A 15,016-nucleotide genomic window follows, 5' to 3' on the forward strand; every position below is an offset into this window, starting at 1 on the left:
TTCCGAACCCGGGCAATTTGGTGCCTACCACACCTGCTCAGGCCATCAGACCGGACAAATTGCGTTCAAAAACAAGCTGAAAACCCGCATATTAACGACTTGTTTACTACGTTTGTACAAATGTAGGTGCAGCAAGTTTCTGCGGTTCTGCGTTCCTGAATTTGCGTCCGGCGACCCTTATCATTTGGAAAAGTGAATTTCTCATGGCAAATCCAGAGCTAGCTTCCGGTTCGCGTTCCAGAATTGATGATTTGAACGCGCATCGCGAGCGCCGTCCCGCGTCCGCAGCCATGCGGGAGCTCGACCGCACCCTTGCCGGTCTTGAGCGCCGTCTGATGGAGCTGGAACAGGACGCACCCGAAGCACCGCATCCGAACGCACCCTCCTTTGCCGCTCACCAGCCCGCCGCCCCGCGCTATGCCGACGACACAGCAGCTGGTCTCGCAGAGATCGCCGATAATCTGCGCCGCCGTCGTGACAGCCAGCGCCAGCAGCAGGAACAGGCACAGCCGCGTTTCGCATCAAGCAGCGAAATCAGCGACGCCAGCCGCGAAATGTCGCGTATGCAGCGCGCTGCCAGCGAAGAAGGTTTCTCGCAGCGTATGAGTGACGATTTCGATCGTCTTAGCGAAAGCGTCCACCTGCTTGCGGAACGCAGCAGCGAAGCCAATGCACAGGCTCTGCGCCGTCAGTTCGACGAATTGAACCGCACTGTTCACACGCTTGCCCGTGAAGAAACCCTGCGCCGTCTCGACAACCGCTGGGATCGCTTCGACGAGCAGATGCAGGCTTTCGAAAAGCGTCACGATGCCGTTAACCCGGCCTTGAATGCTATCGGCTCGCGCCTGGAGCAGATGCGCGAAGCCATCGGCACCCTGCCGCAGTCCCACGCTTTCAGCGCGATTGAAGAGCGGATTGGTCGCCTGACTCATTCCATCGAAGATGCGCTGAACCCGCAGAATGCCGCGCCTTTCGAGCAGGACATGCTGAACCAGATCGACACCCGGCTGGATGAGATCAGCCGCGCGATCATCGCAACCAGCCGCGCACAGCGCCCTGATCAGGAAGATGCGCGCCGTCTGGAACGCATCGAGAAGCGTCTTGCCGAGCTTGCAGACCAGATCGACGGTTCGGCTTCCCGCCAGAACTCCGATGTCTTGTTCCAGAAGCTCAGCGATCTTTCGCAGCGCATAGACGTGCTCTCCACCGGACAGGCCCTGCCCGACCGGATTGCCGAGCAGCTTGCGCATCAGATCAGCCTTCTGGCCAATCAGGTTGCCAAGGTTACGGAAAATCTGAGCCAGTCCGATTATCGCAGCGTTGAGGCGCGCCTCGAAGCCATTGGTCAGAAGCTGGAAAATGCCGAACGCCGCAGCCATGAGCCCGACCCTGCCGTTCTCGACACCATTGACCGCCGCTTTGCAGAACTGACCGAACGTCTGGACGCGCAATATGGCAACCGCTCCATCGACAGCGACGCCATCCATACGCTCGAAGGACGTCTTGACGATATTTCGCAGCAGATTTCTCTCGGATTGCTGCAAGCGCCGCAATATGAAATGCCAAATCTGGCTGACAGCGAAGCGATCCGCAATCTGGAAGACCAGATCGCCAATATCGCCCACCATCTCGCCCAGCCGGTAGCCGAGCTCGCCCAGATCAAGCCGCGCCTCGACTCCATCGAGCGCTCTATCACGACGAACCGCGAAACGGTTCTGGATGCGGCCCGCGAAGCTGCGGAAAGCGCTGTCGCGCGGGTTCTCCAGCATGGCAATCAGGGCGATACGGCCATTGCCCGTCAGCTCGCCGACGATATGAAGTCGCTGGAAATGCTGGCCCGCAACACGGACGAGCGCAACAGCAAGACCTTTGAAGCCGTTCACGACACGCTGGTCAAGATTGTGGATCGCCTGTCCCGGCTTGAACAGGATATGGGCAGCCAGAGCGTCAACGCTGACAGCTTCGCCAATCGCAGCCTCGACAAGCGTGAAGACGATACACGCCCGGCAATGGCTTTGGCCGAGGAAGCGGCACCACGCTTTGCTGCTCCGGACACCAATGCACCACGCCTGAACACCCCTCGCTCGCCTGCGACGGCTGCTGCCGAAGCCGCCTTCGCAACCATTCAGGGCGAAAGCGCCGTTGTGACCGCACCGACTGGCGAAGCCTCTGGCAAGTCGTCGCTGTTCGGTGGTCTTGCCAAGGCCATGCGCGGACGTCGCACCGAGAAGAACGATCTCAATACCGACAACGATCTCAAGGCCGAAAGCTTTGACAAGACCGATGCCCCGGCTTTCGAAAGCGAAATGGCCGCTGTCGAGCCAATCGTCGAGAACGAACCAGACGCCCGGTTTGGCGGCGATCACATGCCCGACCTCAACTCCATCATGAAGCGCGTGCGTGAAGAACGCCGCCAGCGCGAAGATGCAGCCGATGCTGCTCTGGCAGCCAACGGCAAGGTTGATTTCATCACCGCGGCCCGCCGCGCCGCGCAGCTTGCCGCCGCTGAATCCGAGCATCTCCAGAAGGGTTCCGCAAAGGGCGCAGGTAAGAAGAAAAAGTCCGTCGGCGACATTATGCAGCGTCAGCGCAAGCCGATCCTGATGGCAATTGGCGCTGTCATGATCGCCATGGCAGGTCTGCAAGTCGGCAGTGCGTTCCTTACCCGCGATGAACCGACCGACGCGACTGTCGATCTGGCTCCTCAGCCGGAAACACCTGCCGTCGAAACGCCAGCAGCACCGCAGGCTCCGGTACAGGCTGAAGCACCGGTCCAGACCGAGACACCACAAGTTACCGAGCCGCGTCAGGAAAAGGCCGAAGCGCCTGCTGCATCGGACCAGTCACCCACCATTGAAACGGTGATCGCCAGCGCGCCGACCACGCCGGTCGAAGTCTCTGCCCCTGAACAGGCCGCTTCGCCTTCGGCACAGGCTCAGGTCGCTATCCCGGCCATTCCGGAAGAAGCTGGCCCGGCAGCTCTGCGCGAAGCCGCCGCCAAGGGCGATGCACGCGCCCTGTTCGAAATCGGCAACCGCTATATGGAAGGTCGCGGTGTTACCGCTGACTTTAACAAAGCCGCGCAGTGGTATGACATTTCCGCCGGTCAGGGCTTTGCCCCGGCACAGTATCGCCTTGGCAATTTCAATGAAAAAGGCCTCGGCATGCCCCGCGATCTGGACAAGGCCAAGACCTGGTACCAGCTCTCCGCGCAGCAGGGCAATGCAAGCGCGATGCACAATCTCGCCGTTCTGTTTGCAACCGGCGCGAATGGCGCGCCGGACAATACGTCCGCCGCTCGCTGGTTTACCGAAGCTGCCGATCTCGGCGTGAAGGACAGCCAGTTCAATCTTGGCATTCTCGCCGCCAAGGGTCTCGGCATTCCGGTCAATCTGGAAGAGAGCTACAAGTGGTTTGCGCTTGCCGCCAATTCCGGTGACAAGGACGCGGCACAGAAGCGCGATCAGATTGCCGAAGCGCTAAAGCCGGAACAACTGGAGCAGGCTAAGGCCGCTGTCCAGTCCTGGAAGCCGAAGCCGCTGAACGAAGCCACCAACTCCATTGATGTGCCGGATGCATGGACGGAAGCCAAGCCAACCACCACCGGCTCGGTCGACATGAAAAAGGCGGTTCGTAACATCCAGCTCATCCTTCAGAAGAACGGCTATGATGTCGGCACCGCTGACGGCGTGATGGGCGGCAAGACCCGCACGGCCATTGCCTCGTTCCAGAAGGCCAATGGTCTGCAGCCGACCGGTAATGTCGATCAGAAGCTGGTTCAGCTGCTGTTGCAGAAGAACACGTAAGATTTGTCGCACAGAGTTCAGAAAATGCCGCTAAACGTGGCATACCATTGCAGGAAAGTAACACGTCCGGCGCAAGGTAACCGTAATGACAATCGGCGTTTGACTTAACGGTCCTGGCAGCGCAAGACGGTAGGCGAACAGGCCTCGCGGAATTGCGCGACCGCAGCGGGCCGTAGAGCGTATGCGTCCGTCAGAGCCGGGTTCGGAATTGGGTATTTATCTTCCCATTGCAGAATTATCGGTCAACATGCTGGTTCTGCTCAGCATGGGCGCTGCGGTTGGCTTTCTTTCCGGATTGTTTGGTGTTGGCGGCGGCTTTCTGATCACGCCACTCCTGATCTTTTACAATATTCCACCTGCCATCGCCGTTGCGACTGGCGCCAATCAGGTTATCGCTTCGTCCGTTTCCGGCGCGCTCGTCCACTTCAAACGGCGAACGCTGGATATCAAGCTCGGCCTGTTTCTCGTGGCTGGCGGTATTGTCGGATCGCTGCTCGGTATTTTCGTCTTCTCGTGGCTGCGCGAACTGGGTCAGCTCGATCTGATCGTTTCGATCCTCTATGTGTTTTTCCTCGGCAGCGTCGGCGGGCTGATGCTGGTGGAAAGCCTGCGCGCTTTGCGGCGGGTCAAGAAAGGCGGCGCGGTGCGCCGCCCCGGCCAGCACACATGGATCCACAAGCTGCCATTCAAGATGCGGTTCCGCGCCTCGACGATCTATGTCAGCATCATCCCGGTTCTCGGCATCGGATTCTTTATCGGCCTGTTGTCGTCGGTGATGGGCGTCGGCGGCGGCTTCATCATGGTGCCCGCGCTGATCTATCTGCTGCATGTGCCGACCAATGTGGTCGTGGGCACCTCACTCTTTCAGATCACATTCGTCACCGCCTTCACCACTGTCATGCAGGCAACGACGAACCAATCCATCGATATCGTGCTAGCCTTCCTGCTGATGGTGGGTGGCGTGATCGGTGCGCAATATGGCGCGCGCGCCGGACAGAAGCTGCGCGGCGAGCAGTTGCGGCTTTTGCTGGCGCTGCTGGTTCTGGCCGTCGCGCTACGCCTCGCTTTTGGCCTGTTCGTGCGGCCGGATAATCTGTTCTCGATCACGATAGCGGATTTTTGAGATGCGGGCCGCTGCTCTCACTTCGGCAATCGCGCTATCGCTGATCGCGAGCGCAGCTTTTGCGCAGGTCAACGCCAGCGGTGACGGCAACACGGTGCCGCAATTGCAAACCCCTGCGGAAGAAACCATCGATATTGGCCTTTCGACCGAAACCATCGCCATTACCTCCAATTTCGGTGGCACGGATTTGACGATTTTCGGCGCGCTGGACAATGCCGATCCGATGATCCAGCGGCAGGGACGCTACGATATCGTTGTGGTCTTGCAAGGACCGGAGCGTAATCTTGTGGTGCGCAAGAAGGAGCGTTATCTGGGCGTCTGGATCAATGCCAGCTCCGAAACCTTTCTCGGCGTTCCGCTGTCTTATTCGCTCGCCTCGACGCGCAACCTGCAGGATATTGCGGATGAAAAAATCTACCGCCAGCTTTCAGTCGGGGTTCGCAATTTCTATCTGAACCCGGAAGACCCTTCGAGCCTTTCAGGCAATATTCCAAAATTCGGCACCGAACTTCGCGAAATGAAGATCCGGCAGGGGCTTTATAGCCAGCGCATCGGCGGCGTGGAATTCGTGTCTCGCACCCTGTTTCGCGCAACGTTGAACCTGCCCGCCAATGTTCCGGTGGGGAGGCACAAAGCGCGCGCACTCCTGTTTCGTAATGGCGTCTTTCTGCGCGAGGCCAATGCCAGCCTCGAAATCGTCAAGGCCGGTCTGGAACAAAGCGTCTATAACGCCGCCCACCAATATAGCCTGCTCTATGGTTTGTTCGCGGTTTTCCTTGCGGTCTTCACAGGCTGGTTCGGACGTATCCTGTTCCGGAAGGACTAGAGCATTTCCAGCAAAAGTGCGAAGCGCCTACGCGGGGAAATCAGTTCACTGGACTGATTTCTGATCCCGCTTCGATGCGTCGGATAATGCGTACTTACAAAAACTCACCCGCCATGTAGTGCGCCACGGGCAATTGGATAGACCTTGCCCTGCCCCAACATATAAGCACGTAGTGTTTCATCCACGAAAAGGCCGCGAAAAGCGCGATCCAGTACATTGAGCGCGCCGGTATAGGCGCCAAAGGCGGGCATGATCAGCCTTTCGCCATCGCTGACGAAACAGGGGCGGCGCACCGAGCGCCCGCGCCGTACGATACGCGCAGCCGGATGCAAGTGGCCCGCGATCTCGCCCTGCCCAAGCTTGCGCGAGGGTTCGTGTCGGAACACCAGCGGTCCGATCGCCAACTCTTCCACACAATCGCCCGGCAGACCGACCGGACGTTCAGGATCGTGATTGCCGGTGATCCAGAACCAGTCGCGGTGTTCCATCAGCGATTTCAGCCGAATGGCATAAAGCGACGGCAGACGTTCGCTGGCTTTGGGATCGTGAAAACTGTCGCCGAGGCTGATGATCGTTTTCGGCTGGTAACGGGCAACCGCCGCAGCCAGCATGTCGAGCGTAGCCGCCGTGTCGTAAGGCGGGATGAGTTGCCCGCGTCGCGCAAAGGACGAGCCCTTTTCAAGATGCAGATCGGATACGACCAGCATGTTCATATCCGGCAGGAAAAGCGCGCCTGAAGGGTCGCAAACGGCAGCAATCCCGCGCACTTCCATATGCGCCAGACTATAAGCCTCGCCATTGCTCCAGACAGCGGTTCTCATTTCCCGATCCTCATTCCCCCGTCCTCATTCCCCCCGTCCTCATTCCATTGCCTCGCGGATGAGATCATCGGCCGTTTCCTCGAGCAGCATTTCATCGCCCTCGCCCGCCACACGTTCGCGCCCGATTTCCAGCATCACCGGCAGGGCCAGCGGGGAAATACGATCAAGCGGCTTGTGCAAGAGATGTCCTTTCACGCGCGCCAGCATGTCGCCGAGGCGCTTGATATCGAGAAGTCCTGTCGCTGCATCCGCCCGTGTCGCCTGCAACAAGATATGGTCCGGTTCATGGCCGCGCAGGACGTCATAGATCAGATCGGTGGAAACGGTCACCTGCCGCCCAGTCTTTTCCAATCCCGGATGACGCCGCTCGATCAAGCCGGAAATGACGGCACAATTGCGGAAAGTACGCTTTAAAAGATAGCTTTCGTCGAGCCATGCTTCGAGATCGTCGCCCAGCATATCCTCATCGAACAGGCGTGTGAGATTGAGCGAGCCGGAGCGGATCATCGCGCCCATATCCTTGAGCCCCCACAGACCCAGCGAATAATCGGTGGCGACGAAGCCCAGCGGATGTGCGTCCATACGCTCCAGTCGGCGCGTTAGCAACATGCCAAGCGTCTGATGGGCAAGCCTGCCCTCAAACGGATAGGCCACCATGTAGAACCGTCCGCCACGCGGAAAAGTCTCGATCAGCAATTCATCGGTACGCGGCAGAGCGGATTTGAATTCCTGTACTTCCAGCCATTCACGCACCTGCTCGGGCAAAAACTGCCAGCGTGTGCGGTCAGCCAGCATGGCCCGCACCTGCGAAGCGAGATAGGTCGAAAGCGGAAATTTTCCGCCTGCATAGACCGGTATCTTCGCATCCTGTCCGGCGGCATTGGTCGTGATGCATTCGTTTTCGCGAATGCCTTCGAAGCGCAACACCTTTCCGGCAAAAAGGAAAGTATCGCCCGGTGTCATCGTCTCCAGAAAATATTCTTCGATCCGGCCCAGAACCCGGCCACCATAGGCGCCGGCCTTTTTACCGCCGCGTGTGAGCCGGACGTTCAGCTCCGGCGCTTCGACAATCGTTCCGATATTCAGGCGATATTGCTGCGCAATCCGCGGATTGGACACCCGCCATGTCCCATCCACCGTCTTGCGGATCTTGGCAAAGCGCTCATAGGTCTTGAGCGCATAACCACCCGTTGCGACAAAATCCAGAATGCGATCAAAGCTTTGGCGCGAAAGGTTCATGTAGGGTGCAGCACTGCGCACTTCTGCAAAAAGCTGATCGGCATTGAATGGTTCGGCACAGGCCATGCCCAGTACGTGCTGCGCCAGCACATCAAGCGCGCCATCGATCAGCGGCGGCGTATCCTGCGCGCCCAGATAATTGGCGTCGAGTGCAGCGCGACACTCCATCACCTCGAAACGATTAGCGGGCACCAGAATGGCGCGGCTCGGTTCGTCCATACGGTGATTGGCGCGACCGATACGCTGCGCCAGACGGCTCGCCCCCTTGGGCGCACCGACATGGATAACCAGATCGACATCGCCCCAGTCTATACCCAGATCAAGCGTGGAGGTGGCAACAACAGCTCGCAACGTATTGGCGGCCATGGCCTGCTCGACCTTGCGGCGCTGGCTGGCATCGAGCGAGCCATGATGCAAGGCAATCGGCAGCGTATCATCATTGATGCGCCACAGCTCCTGAAACAGCATTTCCGCCTGGCTTCGCGTGTTGACGAAAAGCAGCGTGGTCCGATGCGCCCGGATCGCCTCATAAACATCGGCAATCGCATAGCGTGCGGAATGTCCGGCCCAAGGCACCCGCTCATCGGAATCGAGAATGGATATTTCCGGTTTCGCGCCACCGTCCACTGTCACCAGTCCGGCTTTGGGGCCGGTGCCGTCTTGCTCCACCAGCCAACGGCGCAACTCGTCCGGTTCTGCCACAGTCGCCGAAAGGCCGATGGTCTGCAATTGCGGCTGCAGGCGGCGCAACCGCGCCAGCCCCAGCGCCAACAAATGGCCGCGCTTGGAAATCACCAGCGAGTGCAATTCGTCCAGCACCACATAGCGCAGCCCCTTGAAGAACTGATCCGCCCCTTTGGACGCAATCAGCAAAGCAAGTTGTTCGGGTGTCGTCAGCAGAATATCGGGCGGCGCCATTTTCTGCCGCTGGCGCTTATGCGCGGGCGTATCGCCGGTGCGGGTCTCAATGGTGATATCAAGCCCCATTTCCTCCACAGGCACGGTGAGATTGCGATGGATATCCACGGCTAACGCCTTCAACGGCGAGATATACAACGTATGGACGCCGCGCTTCGCCATGCCTGGCTTTTTACGGCCCTTTCGTTCCAGATCCACCAGCGCTGGCAAAAACCCGGCCAGCGTCTTGCCCGCACCGGTCGGCGCAATCAGCAAGGTCGATTGCCTGTCTTCGGCACGCGCCAGCAGTTCAAGCTGATGGGCACGTGGCGACCAGCCCTTGGAACCGAACCATTCGATAAAACGGTCCGGAAGGGCAAAAGTGGCAGATGCAGCGGCGGGTTTCAAATTCAGTGTCACGCTCCCAATCTAATAGCCGCGCAGCACCACGCCAAGATGTTTGTTCACTTTTGTTCTCATTTTGTCAGCAATGACGTCGTGCTTCTCTTTTCAGCACGAAGCTGCTGACCTATCTTGGCTTTATGCGCTTCAATCAGCTCTTATGTTCTTCTCCAAAAGGTCTTTATTGCCCGCCCGGCGATTTTTATATCGATCCGGTGCGTCCGGTGGAGCGCGCGCTGATCACCCATGGCCACTCCGATCATGCCCGTGCAGGGCATACCCATGTTCTGGCCACGCAGGAAACGCTCGACATCATGCGGCTTCGCTATGGCGAGGGCTTTGCCGAAACCGTGCAACCGATGGCTTTGGGTGAAACGCTGACGATCAACGGCGTTCGCGTCAGTTTTCACGGCGCTGGCCATGTGCTCGGTTCGGCACAGATAGCCGTTGAAAAAGATGCAACCCGCATTGTTGCATCGGGTGACTACAAACGCTCGGCAGACCCGACCTGCGCGCCATTCGAGCCCATCAAATGCGATGTCTTCATCACCGAAGCGACATTTGCGCTGCCGGTATTTCGCCACCCCGATGCATCGCATGAAATCGCAAAGCTCTTGAAATCACTCTCACTTTTTCCGGAGCGCGCGCATCTGGTCGGCGCTTACTCGCTCGGCAAGGCGCAGCGCGTGATCAAACTCATTCGCAATGCTGGCTATAGCGATCCGATCCACATTCACGGCGCTTTGGAAACATTGTGCGACTATTACCAGATGCGCGGTATCGACCTTGGTCCGCTTGAACCTGCAACATTGGAGCGCGGCGAGAAACAGCCTGATTTTGCAGGCAAAATCATTGTCGGCCCGCCAACTGCCTTTTCCGATCGCTGGGCGCGGCGTTTTCCCGATCCTGTTCCGGCCTTTGCCTCAGGCTGGATGCGTATCCGCCAGCGTGCCAAGCAACAGGGCATCGAACTGCCGCTGATCATCTCCGACCATTCCGACTGGGACGAGCTGACGGAAACAATAGCGGAAATTGCACCGGCGGAGGTCTGGGTGACGCATGGGCGGGAGGAGGCTCTGGTTCGCTGGTGCGAATTGCAGAACATCCCGGCAAAGCCACTGCATCTTATCGGCTATGAAGACGAGGGCGATTGATGCGTGCCTTCGCCGAACTTCTCGACCGTCTGGTTCTCACACCGCAGCGTAACGGCAAGCTGCGCCTGCTTGTCGATTATTTTCGCACCACGCCCGATCCTGACCGTGGACTGGCGCTGGCCGCCATCACGCGCGATCTGGAACTGCAAAGCGTAAAACCCGCCATGCTGCGCGCGCTGATTGCCGAGCGGACGGACCCGACCCTTTTCGCCTATTCCTATGATTATGTCGGCGATCTGGCCGAAACCATTTCGCTGATCTGGCCCGGCCCGAGCGAAACCTCGCCGGGCACCAATCTTTCACTCGGCGTTGTGGTGCATGAATTGCAACATGCCTCGCGCCGCGAAGGTCCGATTCTGGTATCAGGCTGGCTGGATCTTCTCGGCATATCGGAACGCTATGCGCTTTTGAAACTCGTGACCGGCGGCTTGCGCATCGGCGTTTCAGCACGCCTTGCCAAACAGGCGCTCGCCGATTTCGGCGGCGTGGATGTGACAGAAATCGAAGAACTCTGGCACGGCCAGTCGCCGCCCTATACGGCTCTCTTCGCCTGGCTGGAAGGCCTTGCTCCTAAACCTGCCGCGACAGCCGATGCACCTTTCCGTCCCGTTATGCTGGCCACAGCACTGGATGAAGCGGATATTTCTGCGCTCGACCCCACAGCATTCAGCGCAGAATGGAAATGGGACGGTATCCGCGTGCAAGCCGTCTCGGAAAACGGAACTCGCAAGCTCTACTCACGCACCGGCGATGACATTTCCGGCGCTTTTCCAGATGTCCTTGAGGCGATGGACTTTGAAGGCGCCATCGACGGTGAACTGCTCGTCGGCCATCACGGTGAAACCGGCATCGAAACCGCCACCTTCTCGGACCTGCAACAGCGATTGAACCGCAAGACCGTCAGCGCCAAACAGTTGCGCGACTATCCGGCTTTCATCCGCGCCTATGATCTTCTGCAAGAGGGCAACCAGCAATCCGGTGAGGATCTGCGCGCCCTGCCCTTTGCCGAGCGTCGCAGGCGGCTTGAGGCCTTCGTCAGCCAACTCAACCCACGCAGGTTCGATCTATCGCCCGTGCTGCCTTTTGCCGATTTCAGCGAACTGGCCGCCTTGCGCGTCAACCCTCCGCACCCGGTCATCGAAGGCGTGATGCTGAAGCGGCATGATAGCACCTATCTTCCCGGACGCCCCAAGGGGCCATGGTTCAAGTGGAAGCGTGATCCCTTCACCGTTGATGCAGTGGTCGTCTATGCGCAACGTGGCCACGGCAAGCGGTCGAGCTATTATTCCGACTTCACATTCGCAGTCTGGACGGGACCCGAGGACGAACCGGCTCTGGTGCCTGTCGGTAAGGCTTATTTTGGCTTCACTGACGAAGAGCTGAAACTGCTGGATAAATTTGTTCGCGAAAACACCATCGAGCGTTTCGGCCCCGTGCGTTCAGTCCGTGCAGAACCCGATCACGGGCTCGTCGTGGAAGTGGCCTTCGAAGGATTAAACCGGTCAACGCGCCATAAATCCGGTGTCGCGATGCGCTTTCCGCGCTTTTCGCGCCTGAGATGGGACAAGCCGCCCCGCGAAGCGGACCGGCTTGAAACGCTGGAAAAACTGCTGAGCTGACTTTCCTCAAATAGAAGGGAAGAAAAGCTGCCAGCCCGTTGTTTCTCCGTAATTATTGTGCGTTCGTCGACACGCGGATTTCGTAGATGTCAACCGGCTTACCCGATCCGCTCAGGTCGGAATTAATCGTGATGACACCCGCGCGACCGGCCTTCTTGCCACCTGCAAAATCGAGATCGAACAGAAAATCGTTGCGCGATTCACCCACATCATAACGTCGGCGCCCACAATCGCCGAAGCCTGCGAAATCGCAGCTGACGGACATTTGCGTTATCTTGCCGCCATCAGCCTTGGCGATAATATCGAACGTGGCGGTCTTGCCAGCAAGCTGGTCGAGAATGCCTTCGCCAACGTCGAACTTAACGGTATCACCTTCACCCGAGGATTTCACGCGGGCAAAGCTGCTCGGACCGTCGCGCAAGATTTCCGCTGTGGCGCTACCCTGCACCGACATGCGTGTCGCTTCAGACGGCTGGAAAATGGTAATCCACTTGGCACCGCCCGGTTCTTCGCCATCCTTTAGCGGCGCTCCGCCTCCGTCGCTATGCAACGGGCTGCTGGACGGGCCACGGCTCAGATCGATGAAACTGCTATAGAGCGAATAACCGATCATGACCGCGACAAACAACACGAGCGCCGGAATACCATAGCTATAAAAGGGCGAATGGCGCTTCTTCTTCCCGCGCTTTTCCTTACGCGATACCCCGCCTTCATAGCCAAGATCGGCACTGCCACCTTTTTTCTTGGCCGAACGGGACCGAATATCGCCAGTATCGAGAGCCGGAGTGTTGCTCGCAGCCGCAGCGCCACCGAGGACAGGATCATCGCGATGCGGCGCATCCAACGATGGCTCTGCCTTGTCTTCGTTCTGGCGCGGCGCAGAGAATTCCTGCTCGATGTCGGAGATGGCATCTTTCAGCTTCTGGCGACGTTGTTCTTTTTGAGCATCGGTCAGTGCGGTATTGGCAGCGAGCGCACGTTCATGGGCGCCCCATGCGGATTCGTAGATGCGCTGACGGGTCGCCGGGTTATAGGCATCTGCTTTGGCAAATGCGTTTCTGATGGCGCGTTCTATACTATCCAAAGGCCGCTCGTCCCCGTGTTCACGTTTCCCGCCTTATGCGCATTCCAAAAGATCAAAACCGATATTCGGAAAGCGGCTTTTCACAAGCCTCAGCGAATTTAGCGTCTGAATCAAGGCATTTAGCCGTTCAATAACCGATTTGGCTACCTGATAAGACCCGTCTCGCCGTCAAATATCGACTTTCAATGCTCTTTTCCCCGAACCTTTCATTTCATGACCTTACCCTAGCAGATTGAATCTGATGCAGAAATCTCCACCAACATACGGATCAAGACTGGATAAAAGAACAAATAACCGGTCGGTGCCGCCGCCTTAGTGACAGCATTCTGAACTCGTCATTCGCCTGCCTAGCCCTCAGCATCAGTAACTTCCCAGCGGGATTACACCGTAAATCCATGATGGTTTCAGCAGAATCATCCACAAGCGCGCCAAGGAAGCCTCCATGCCTCGGACATTTCGCATTGGCTTGGCCGACGCTTTCACTTGGTTCTCAGGACGAATCTCTCTTAATCTTTCGTATTGCCGTTCTATGCAGGCGTGATACAGATATTACGTTTACGGAAACGTCAATTTTTGAGGAGAATGATATGGCCTTGCCGGATAGTTTGAAGAACAGATTGCGCATTCCTGTTGTCGGCGCGCCCCTATTCATCATTTCATATCCGGCACTTGTGATGGCGCAGTGTAAGGCTGGCGTCGTAGGTTCCTTCCCTGCCCTCAATGCGCGCCCGGAGGCGCAGCTCGATGAGTGGCTGGCTGAAATCACCGAAGGTCTCGCCGCCCACGACAAGGCCAATCCGGACCGTCCGGCAGCACCATTTGCGGTCAATCAGATCGTCCACCGTTCCAACAAGCGGCTGGAGCACGATCTCGGCCTCTGCGTGAAATACAAAGTGCCGATTGTCATTTCCTCGCTTGGCGCAGTGCCAGAGGTGAATGCTGCAATCCATTCCTATGGCGGCATCGTGCTGCATGATGTCATCAACAACCGCCATGCCAACTCCGCCATTCGCAAAGGCGCGGACGGCCTGATCGCCGTTGCCGCCGGTGCGGGCGGCCATGCGGGGCCTCTATCCCCCTTTGCACTGGTGCAGGAAATCCGGGCTTGGTTCGACGGGCCGCTGCTTCTGTCCGGCGCAATCGCCAATGGCCGCTCTATTCTCGCGGCACAGGCCATGGGCGCGGACCTCGCCTATATCGGTTCTCCATTCATCGCGACGACAGAAGCGCGCGCAGTCGATGCTTACAAGCAGATGATTGTCGATTCGACGGCAGCTGACATCGTCTATTCGAACTACTTCACCGGCATCGCCGGCAATTATCTCAAGCCTTCCATTGCCCAGTCTGGCCTCGACCCGGACAATCTGCCTGAGGCCGATCCGTCGAAGATGGATTTTGATCAGGCCCACAAGGAAGGCGCGAAGGCCTGGAAGGATATCTGGGGCTGCGGACAGGGCATCGGCGCAATTCATGAAGTCGCTCCCGCGGCGGCGCTGATCGACCGCCTGGAGCGGGAATATAAGGAAGCGCGAAACCGGATCTGTGCAGGCGCATAAGGCATCGCGCCGTCGAGTTACGAACAGGGCCTCTCCGATGGAAGGCCCTGTTTTTACAAGGTGCGCAACAATCTGACGCTTTGTTCGATTTCTGCCTTGCTTTCCGTTCTGCTTTTGGTTATCAGCGCACCGTCCAGACGGAAACGAATGGAATCTCCTTCAGGAGTTGGAACGAAGGTTCCCGGGCCGCTTTAGCTCAGTTGGTAGAGCACATCATTCGTAATGATGGGGTCGCGTGTTCGAGTCACGCAAGCGGCACCAAAAAAATCAATAACTTAGCTGTTTTCGTTTTCGCCGCATCGCTGTTAGCTATCAAATAGCAATCAGTTTGATATGGCAGATTCGCGTCATTATTTCATCTCGTTGCGCCAACAAAAAACTTCAATAACTCTCGTCGTGATCTTAATAGCCTATTCAACTTACATCTAGAGTTTGACTAAGCCCTTCGTTGGAGCAAAACTGATGTTGCTAATTCATCAGCAGTAGGCT

9 protein-coding genes and 1 tRNA gene are annotated in these 15,016 nt (G+C 57.9%); 7 read left to right on the forward strand and 3 right to left on the reverse strand.

The window, feature by feature from the left end; all coding sequences use genetic code 11:
- Positions 1-203: 203 nt before the first annotated feature.
- The 3 genes from ACTJKP_RS19510 to ACTJKP_RS19520 all read left to right on the forward strand — a co-directional run bounded on the left by ACTJKP_RS19510 (position 204) and on the right by ACTJKP_RS19520 (position 5,755).
- Positions 204-3,806: a peptidoglycan-binding protein gene (locus tag ACTJKP_RS19510; protein WP_440631837.1), complete on the forward strand. Its 3,603-nt coding sequence runs from the start codon at positions 204-206 to the stop codon at positions 3,804-3,806.
- 247 nt (positions 3,807-4,053) lie between these two features.
- A complete protein-coding gene (locus ACTJKP_RS19515; RefSeq protein ID WP_280992874.1) occupies positions 4,054-4,929 on the forward strand; it encodes a sulfite exporter TauE/SafE family protein in 876 nt (291 codons plus the stop codon).
- A gap of 1 nt (position 4,930) precedes the next feature.
- Positions 4,931-5,755 (forward strand): TIGR02186 family protein, encoded by an 825-nt coding sequence (locus tag ACTJKP_RS19520; RefSeq protein WP_078340313.1) that lies wholly within the window; start codon positions 4,931-4,933, stop codon positions 5,753-5,755.
- Between the two features lie 104 nt (positions 5,756-5,859).
- Here the strand turns inward: ACTJKP_RS19520 and pdeM are convergent, their stop codons facing one another.
- Complete coding sequence (pdeM, locus tag ACTJKP_RS19525; protein WP_440631838.1) at positions 5,860-6,576, reverse strand: ligase-associated DNA damage response endonuclease PdeM; 717 nt, start codon at positions 6,574-6,576, stop codon at positions 5,860-5,862.
- Positions 6,577-6,615: 39 nt separating this feature from the next.
- Positions 6,616-9,132 (reverse strand): ligase-associated DNA damage response DEXH box helicase, encoded by a 2,517-nt coding sequence (locus ACTJKP_RS19530; protein WP_440631839.1) that lies wholly within the window; start codon positions 9,130-9,132, stop codon positions 6,616-6,618.
- A 122-nt stretch (positions 9,133-9,254) separates the two neighbouring features.
- On the opposite strand from ACTJKP_RS19530, the gene ACTJKP_RS19535 reads away from it, so the two are divergent.
- Both ACTJKP_RS19535 and ACTJKP_RS19540 read left to right on the forward strand, forming a co-directional pair.
- On the forward strand, positions 9,255-10,268 hold the full coding sequence (locus ACTJKP_RS19535; protein ID WP_440631840.1) for a ligase-associated DNA damage response exonuclease: 1,014 nt from the start codon (positions 9,255-9,257) through the stop codon (positions 10,266-10,268).
- On the forward strand, positions 10,268-11,887 hold the full coding sequence (locus ACTJKP_RS19540) for a cisplatin damage response ATP-dependent DNA ligase (protein WP_440631841.1): 1,620 nt from the start codon (positions 10,268-10,270) through the stop codon (positions 11,885-11,887). The genes ACTJKP_RS19535 and ACTJKP_RS19540 overlap by 1 nt, the downstream gene beginning before the upstream one ends.
- Before the next feature lie 52 nt (positions 11,888-11,939).
- Here ACTJKP_RS19540 and ACTJKP_RS19545 read toward each other — a convergent pair whose 3' ends face one another.
- Complete coding sequence (locus tag ACTJKP_RS19545) at positions 11,940-12,971, reverse strand: hypothetical protein (RefSeq protein ID WP_440631842.1); 1,032 nt, start codon at positions 12,969-12,971, stop codon at positions 11,940-11,942.
- Between the two features lie 587 nt (positions 12,972-13,558).
- Between ACTJKP_RS19545 and ACTJKP_RS19550 the strand changes: the two genes are divergently transcribed.
- Both ACTJKP_RS19550 and ACTJKP_RS19555 read left to right on the forward strand, forming a co-directional pair.
- Positions 13,559-14,527 carry an NAD(P)H-dependent flavin oxidoreductase gene (locus tag ACTJKP_RS19550; RefSeq protein ID WP_440631843.1) on the forward strand — a complete coding sequence of 323 codons (969 nt, stop codon included), beginning with the start codon at positions 13,559-13,561 and terminating at the stop codon, positions 14,525-14,527.
- A gap of 185 nt (positions 14,528-14,712) precedes the next feature.
- A tRNA-Thr gene (locus tag ACTJKP_RS19555) sits at positions 14,713-14,788 on the forward strand.
- Positions 14,789-15,016: the final 228 nt, after the last annotated feature.

Source organism: Brucella sp. 22210 (assembly GCF_052045675.1).
GTDB lineage: Bacteria > Pseudomonadota > Alphaproteobacteria > Rhizobiales > Rhizobiaceae > Brucella.

Coding starts and splice junctions, on each gene's coding strand:
- ACTJKP_RS19510 (WP_440631837.1), top strand. CDS start 204: ATGGCAAATCCAGAGCTAGCTTCCGGTTCGCGTTCCAGAATTGATGAT.
- ACTJKP_RS19515 (WP_280992874.1), top strand. CDS start 4,054: ATGCTGGTTCTGCTCAGCATGGGCGCTGCGGTTGGCTTTCTTTCCGGA.
- ACTJKP_RS19520 (WP_078340313.1), top strand. CDS start 4,931: ATGCGGGCCGCTGCTCTCACTTCGGCAATCGCGCTATCGCTGATCGCG.
- pdeM (WP_440631838.1), bottom strand. CDS start 6,576: ATGAGAACCGCTGTCTGGAGCAATGGCGAGGCTTATAGTCTGGCGCAT.
- ACTJKP_RS19535 (WP_440631840.1), top strand. CDS start 9,255: ATGCGCTTCAATCAGCTCTTATGTTCTTCTCCAAAAGGTCTTTATTGC.
- ACTJKP_RS19540 (WP_440631841.1), top strand. CDS start 10,268: ATGCGTGCCTTCGCCGAACTTCTCGACCGTCTGGTTCTCACACCGCAG.
- ACTJKP_RS19550 (WP_440631843.1), top strand. CDS start 13,559: ATGGCCTTGCCGGATAGTTTGAAGAACAGATTGCGCATTCCTGTTGTC.